The organism is Legionella tunisiensis (genome assembly GCF_000308315.1).
GTDB classification, from domain to species: Bacteria; Pseudomonadota; Gammaproteobacteria; order Legionellales; family Legionellaceae; genus Tatlockia; species Tatlockia tunisiensis.
The window spans coordinates 1-4,931 of sequence record NZ_CALJ01000180.1; the positions used below are offsets into that span (position 1 = coordinate 1).

Sequence of the window (4,931 nt, forward strand, 5' to 3'; positions counted from 1 at the left end):
CGCTTGGTAAAATAATTGGGGAGGAATGCCTGTTGGGGCATTAGGCGGCAAAGCTGAGATTATGACACATTTAGCGCCTGAAGGGCCTGTTTATCAAGCGGGTACTTTATCAGGTAATCCTTTAGCAATGGCTGCTGGTTTAGCAACCTTGACTGAATTGGAAAGGCCGGGGTTTTACGAACAACTTTCTGCTAATACAGCTGCAATGGTTGACGGTTTGGCTGAGGTTGCTGCTTCATTTAATATTCCTTTTTGTTATTCCTCTTTAGGTGGTATGTTTGGTTTTTGCTTTAACCGTAAAACACAAGTTTTTGATTATGCAGATATTGCATCTTCAGATGAAACTTTATTTAAACAATTTTTTCATGGTATGTTACAAAAAGGAGTGTATTTCGCGCCATCTATGTACGAAGCAGGTTTTGTGTCTATTGCACACCAAAATGAAGAAATTCAACTGACACAACAAGCTGCAGAATCAGTATTGGCAAGCCTCACGGAGATTAGAGCTTGATGAAAAAATACCATGTTTATGGTGTAGGAAATGCCCTATTGGATAGGGAAGCAAACATTGATGAGCAGATTTTAGAAAATTTTCAGATAGAAAAAGGAGTAATGACTTTAACGGATGAGCTGACGCATCATCGCTTGATGACAACCTTAGCTGATTCGCTTTGTCATGGCGGGTGTGGCGGCTCTGCTGCTAATACAATGATTGCTCTTAGTCAGTTTGGTGGACGTGGTTATTATAGTTGTAAAGTTGCCAATGACGAAGCTGGTCATTTATTTCTGCATGAGTTGAAAACCTTAGGACTTGATTGTAATTTAACTATTAATAATCTCACCCCTGGTGTCACTGGACAATGCCTTGTACTTGTTACTAAAGATGCACAACGGACTCTGAATACCCATTTAGGCATTTCAGAAACGTTATGCCCACAGGTTTTGGATTTGAAGGCAATTGCTGAGGCACAATTTATTTATCTAGAAGGTTATTTAGTTACTTCACCTACAGCTAGAAATGCTTTGTTGACTGCGAGACGGCATGCAAAAACTGTTAATACAAAGGTTGCTTTAACTCTATCAGATCCAAATATGGTCCGTTATTTCAAGAATGAATTACTGGCAGTAATCGACGGTCGGGTTGATCTTTTATTTTGTAATGAAGAAGAAGCACTGCTCTTTACTCAAGCTGCTCATTTAGAGGTAGCTATTGGCTTGTTACAATCTTTAGCTAATCATTTGGTAGTGACCTGCGGCAGTAGTGGTGCTGTTTTGGTCATAGATGGAGAAGTAATGGCTATTCCAACGACACCCATACTGGCGGTAGATACTGTGGGGGCAGGTGATATGTTTGCCGGCGCTTATCTTTATGCGATTACTCATGGTTATGCACCACAGCTAGCTGTTGATTTGGCTAATAAGGCAGCTGCACAGGTGGTTAAACAATATGGTGCCCGTTTGGATGAGAGACAGGTTAAGAGAATTAAAGAACAGTTTATAACACGTAATTATATTTTTCTACCCTTAATCATTTTGCAGAGAAAGAGAGTGCTCAATTCGAAAATGAAGCAATAGACTCTTAATCACATTAGTTTGAAAGACAAAATTGGTTATACACTTATCAGAAAAGCGTCTACAATTTACTGAGCGGGAAGTTTTATTTAAGAACTGTTAACTTGAAGATGCAAGGAATGCTTATGAACTCTATTAACCATGGTCTTAAAAACGTTTGCTTTGGAATTATTGTATTGTATAGCATGATGGTATCAACGGCTTTTTCAGCCGATAACACCGTCTTCGCCGTAGCGTTGCAGGGTTATGATCCAGTTGCGTATTTTACTGAGAATAAACCTGTCAAAGGCAACGGTGACCATGTAGTAATCAAGGATAGTATTTATTATTTATTTGCTAATGAAAATGATAAAAAATTGTTTATGGCTAATCCAGATAAATATTTACCCCAGTATGGAGGGTGGTGCGCTTTTGGCGTTTCAGTGGGAAAAAAGTCGCTGGTGATCCTTTGGCGTGGAAAATTGTTGATGGCAAACTCTATCTGAACCTTAATGAAAAAGTACAAAAATATGGGCCAAAGATATACCAGGCTATATCAAGAAAGCTGACAATAACTGGGTAACAATTAAAGATAAGGATCCATCCACACTAAAATAGAGAGGTGAACTTAGCTTTGTTTGATGAAGTATACAAAGAGCTTTATCAGGAGGATCTAGCGCCAGGTGCTGTAATGTTACATGGGTTTGCGCGTCCTGTTGACACCTTACTTCTGACTGATTTACAACAAGTCATTAACCTTGCTCCGTTTCGCCATATGGTGACTCCGGGTGGCTATACTATGTCAGTTGCTATGTCAAACTGCGGCACTGTAGGTTGGATAACTGATGAAAGTGGTTATCGCTACGAGCAGGTTGATCCTCTGAGCGATCAAAATTGGCCGCCTATGCCTGAATCTTTTGTAAGATTAGCTACATCTGCGGCTTTGCAAGCAGGTTTTAGTGACTTTGTGCCAGATGCCTGTTTGATAAATCGTTACGCACCAAAGACTAGACTTTCTCTACATCAAGATAAAGACGAAAAAGATTTTACCGCTCCTATTGTCTCAGTATCGCTCGGTATTTCTGCAATATTTTTGTTCGGTGGTTTCAAACGGAGCGATAAATTACAACGCTTGCCCTTAATACATGGCGATGTTGTGGTTTGGGGGGGACCATCCAGACTTCGTTATCATGGTATCTTACCTCTCAAAGATAATGAGCATTACTTAGTCGGTAAATATCGCTTAAACCTTACTTTTCGTAAAGCTGGCTGACATTTTCTATTATCTAACGTCAGTTATGGATAAGCTGAAATTTCCCATTATCTAATTTATTTTTACTTTAGATTTTCTTGGCCTCAGCGCATAAGCAACTAGTCTTCCAAGATGGAAAAAAATCAATATTGACATTATTTCACTTATCGATAACTGATTGACATGGTCAGGTACCCTTAGTTCGTTTCTTCACCCCATTAACTTAACTCGCCTCTTGTTTTCATAACGCTTGCAAAAATCGTTTATGTCGCATCTCTAAGTAGAATTTTTCTCCATAACTGACGTTATCTAAGCAGTTCTACTTTTGGCTTTTTCAGAATTTTTATCAGCTGTTTTTTGGGCAATGAATGCTTCTTCATCCCCTCGAATGACTAAAATAGATTTGCCGGAACTCGAGATAAGACGGCAATTTTCATCTCCATTGCTGGAGTTAGCTGTTGAATTCAATTCAAACTCTAAGTGTTTGAGTGGCGTGATAACTCTTTCACGAATCAAAGCCGCATTTTCACCAATTCCGCCAGTAAAAATTAGCGCGTCCAACGTGGCAAGCTGGCTGCTATAAGCACCAATAATTTTTTGAACGGCGTAGACATACATCTCAATAGCGAGTTCTGCGGTTTGATCACCTGCTATAGCATTAGCTATAAGCCGGCGCATGTCGTTTTCACCAGCGATACCTTTTAGTCCACTTTGTTTATTTAATAGGGCATCTACTTGCAGCGTTGTCATCCCTTGTTGTTGCAAATACAAGGGAATTGCGGGGGTCAATGTCGCCACAGCGCGTACCCATCACTAAACCTGCTAAGGGGGTCATGCCCATCGAAGTATCGAAGGATTTTCCTTGTTTTATTAAGCAAGCACTTGCCCCATTGCCTAAATGCAATGTAATAAAATTGCAATTTACTAGTGGTTTCTGCAAATAATTTGCTGCTTGAATAGCAACATATTCATGATTGATACCATGAAAACCATAACGCTTAATTTGATATCGATTTGCAAATTCTGAGTTAATCGCGTATTGATGAACATGTGGGGGCATTGTATGGTGGAAACCACTATCAAAAACAGCGATATGTTGGGCTTGTGGAAAATGTTTTTGGGCAAAGTGGATACCCAAGGCATTAATCGGATTATGAATTGGCGCAAGATGGGCAAGCGCTCTTATTTCTTTTAATATTTCTGGTGTAATAACTGTCGGTTCATAATGAAGTTCACCACCGTGTACTACACGATGGCCGACACCCTCAATAGGGTGATCTTTAAGTTCTTGGTTTAATTTATCTGCCAGGGTATTAAAGGCTTCTGCATGTGCCTTGAAGGTTTTCTTTATGGTTTCTTTCGCATCCTTCCGGTGATGCCAAAGCCCTTCTGTTTCACCAATTCCCTCAATTAAGCCCGATAAAAGCGGAGTAGCTTGCTGGTTTTCAACTTGGAATGCCTTATATTTAATAGAGGAACTTCCCGCGTTGATAGTTAAAATATACATTATTTATCCCCTTGTGCCTGAATTGCGGTAACGAGAATAGTGTTGATGATATCCTGAGGTGTACAGCCCCTGCTTAAATCATTAACTGGCTTGTTTAAACCTAATAATACAGGGCCAATTGCCAGCGCACCACTTTCACGTTGTACTGCCTTGTAAGTATTGTTGCCCGTATTAAGATCAGGAAAAATCAGTACGGTTGCATCACCGGCCAGTTTGGAATGAGGTAGTTTTTTGCAGCAACCTCCGGATCGACTGCTGCGTCATATTGTATAGGTCCTTCTACTAATAAATCGGGGTATTGTTTTTTCACAATTTCCATCGCCTTAGCGACTTTTTCCACACTTTCTCCTTTACCGGAGTCACCAGAAGAATAAGACAAAAGCGCAACTTTGGGAGCTATGCCTAAATTTTTAGCGATTTGGGCAGCCTGAGCTGCAATTTCAGCCAGTGTCTGGCTATCGGGTTCTGGATTGATAGCACAGTCACCATAGATTAAAACACGTGCAGGCATGCACATAATGAAAATGGAAGATACTTTGCTTACTCCAGGTTTAGTTTTTATTATTTCCAAAGCGGGTCTGACGGTATCTGCTGTGGTATGAGCTGCTCCAGAAACCATCC

Annotated in this window: 5 protein-coding genes and 2 pseudogenes; 4 read left to right on the forward strand and 3 right to left on the reverse strand. The window is 40.2% G+C overall.

Annotated elements, in window-relative coordinates; translation table 11 throughout:
• Positions 1-19 precede the first annotated feature (19 nt).
• From BN58_RS10865 to alkB, 4 genes and pseudogenes are all read left to right on the forward strand, one after another.
• Positions 20-511: pseudogene (locus BN58_RS10865) on the forward strand (aminotransferase class III-fold pyridoxal phosphate-dependent enzyme); the annotation flags it as partial.
• A complete protein-coding gene (locus BN58_RS24325) occupies positions 511-1,575 on the forward strand; it encodes an adenosine kinase (protein ID WP_019216849.1) in 1,065 nt (354 codons plus the stop codon). The pseudogene BN58_RS10865 and the gene BN58_RS24325, both read left to right, overlap by 1 nt.
• A 122-nt stretch (positions 1,576-1,697) precedes the next feature.
• The gene (locus tag BN58_RS24330) at positions 1,698-2,057 is read left to right on the forward strand and encodes a YHS domain-containing (seleno)protein (RefSeq protein ID WP_198009872.1); all 360 of its coding nucleotides are present in this window, start codon (positions 1,698-1,700) and stop codon (positions 2,055-2,057) included.
• A 128-nt stretch (positions 2,058-2,185) separates the two neighbouring features.
• Entirely contained in the window at positions 2,186-2,824 is a 639-nt protein-coding gene (gene alkB / locus BN58_RS10880) for a DNA oxidative demethylase AlkB (RefSeq protein WP_232220522.1), read from the forward strand.
• 288 nt (positions 2,825-3,112) lie between these two features.
• Here alkB and BN58_RS31725 read toward each other — a convergent pair whose 3' ends face one another.
• The 3 genes and pseudogenes from BN58_RS31725 to BN58_RS10890 all read right to left on the reverse strand — a co-directional run bounded on the left by BN58_RS31725 (position 3,113) and on the right by BN58_RS10890 (position 4,929).
• Complete coding sequence (locus BN58_RS31725) at positions 3,113-3,553, reverse strand: hypothetical protein (RefSeq protein WP_019216851.1); 441 nt, start codon at positions 3,551-3,553, stop codon at positions 3,113-3,115.
• Entirely contained in the window at positions 3,519-4,310 is a 792-nt protein-coding gene (locus BN58_RS24335) for an acetate/propionate family kinase (protein ID WP_019216852.1), read from the reverse strand. Before BN58_RS24335 ends, BN58_RS31725 begins: the two co-directional genes overlap by 35 nt.
• A pseudogene (locus tag BN58_RS10890) lies at positions 4,310-4,929 on the reverse strand (phosphate acyltransferase). The gene BN58_RS24335 and the pseudogene BN58_RS10890 overlap by 1 nt, the downstream one beginning before the upstream one ends.
• Between the last annotated feature and the right edge of the window lie 2 nt (positions 4,930-4,931).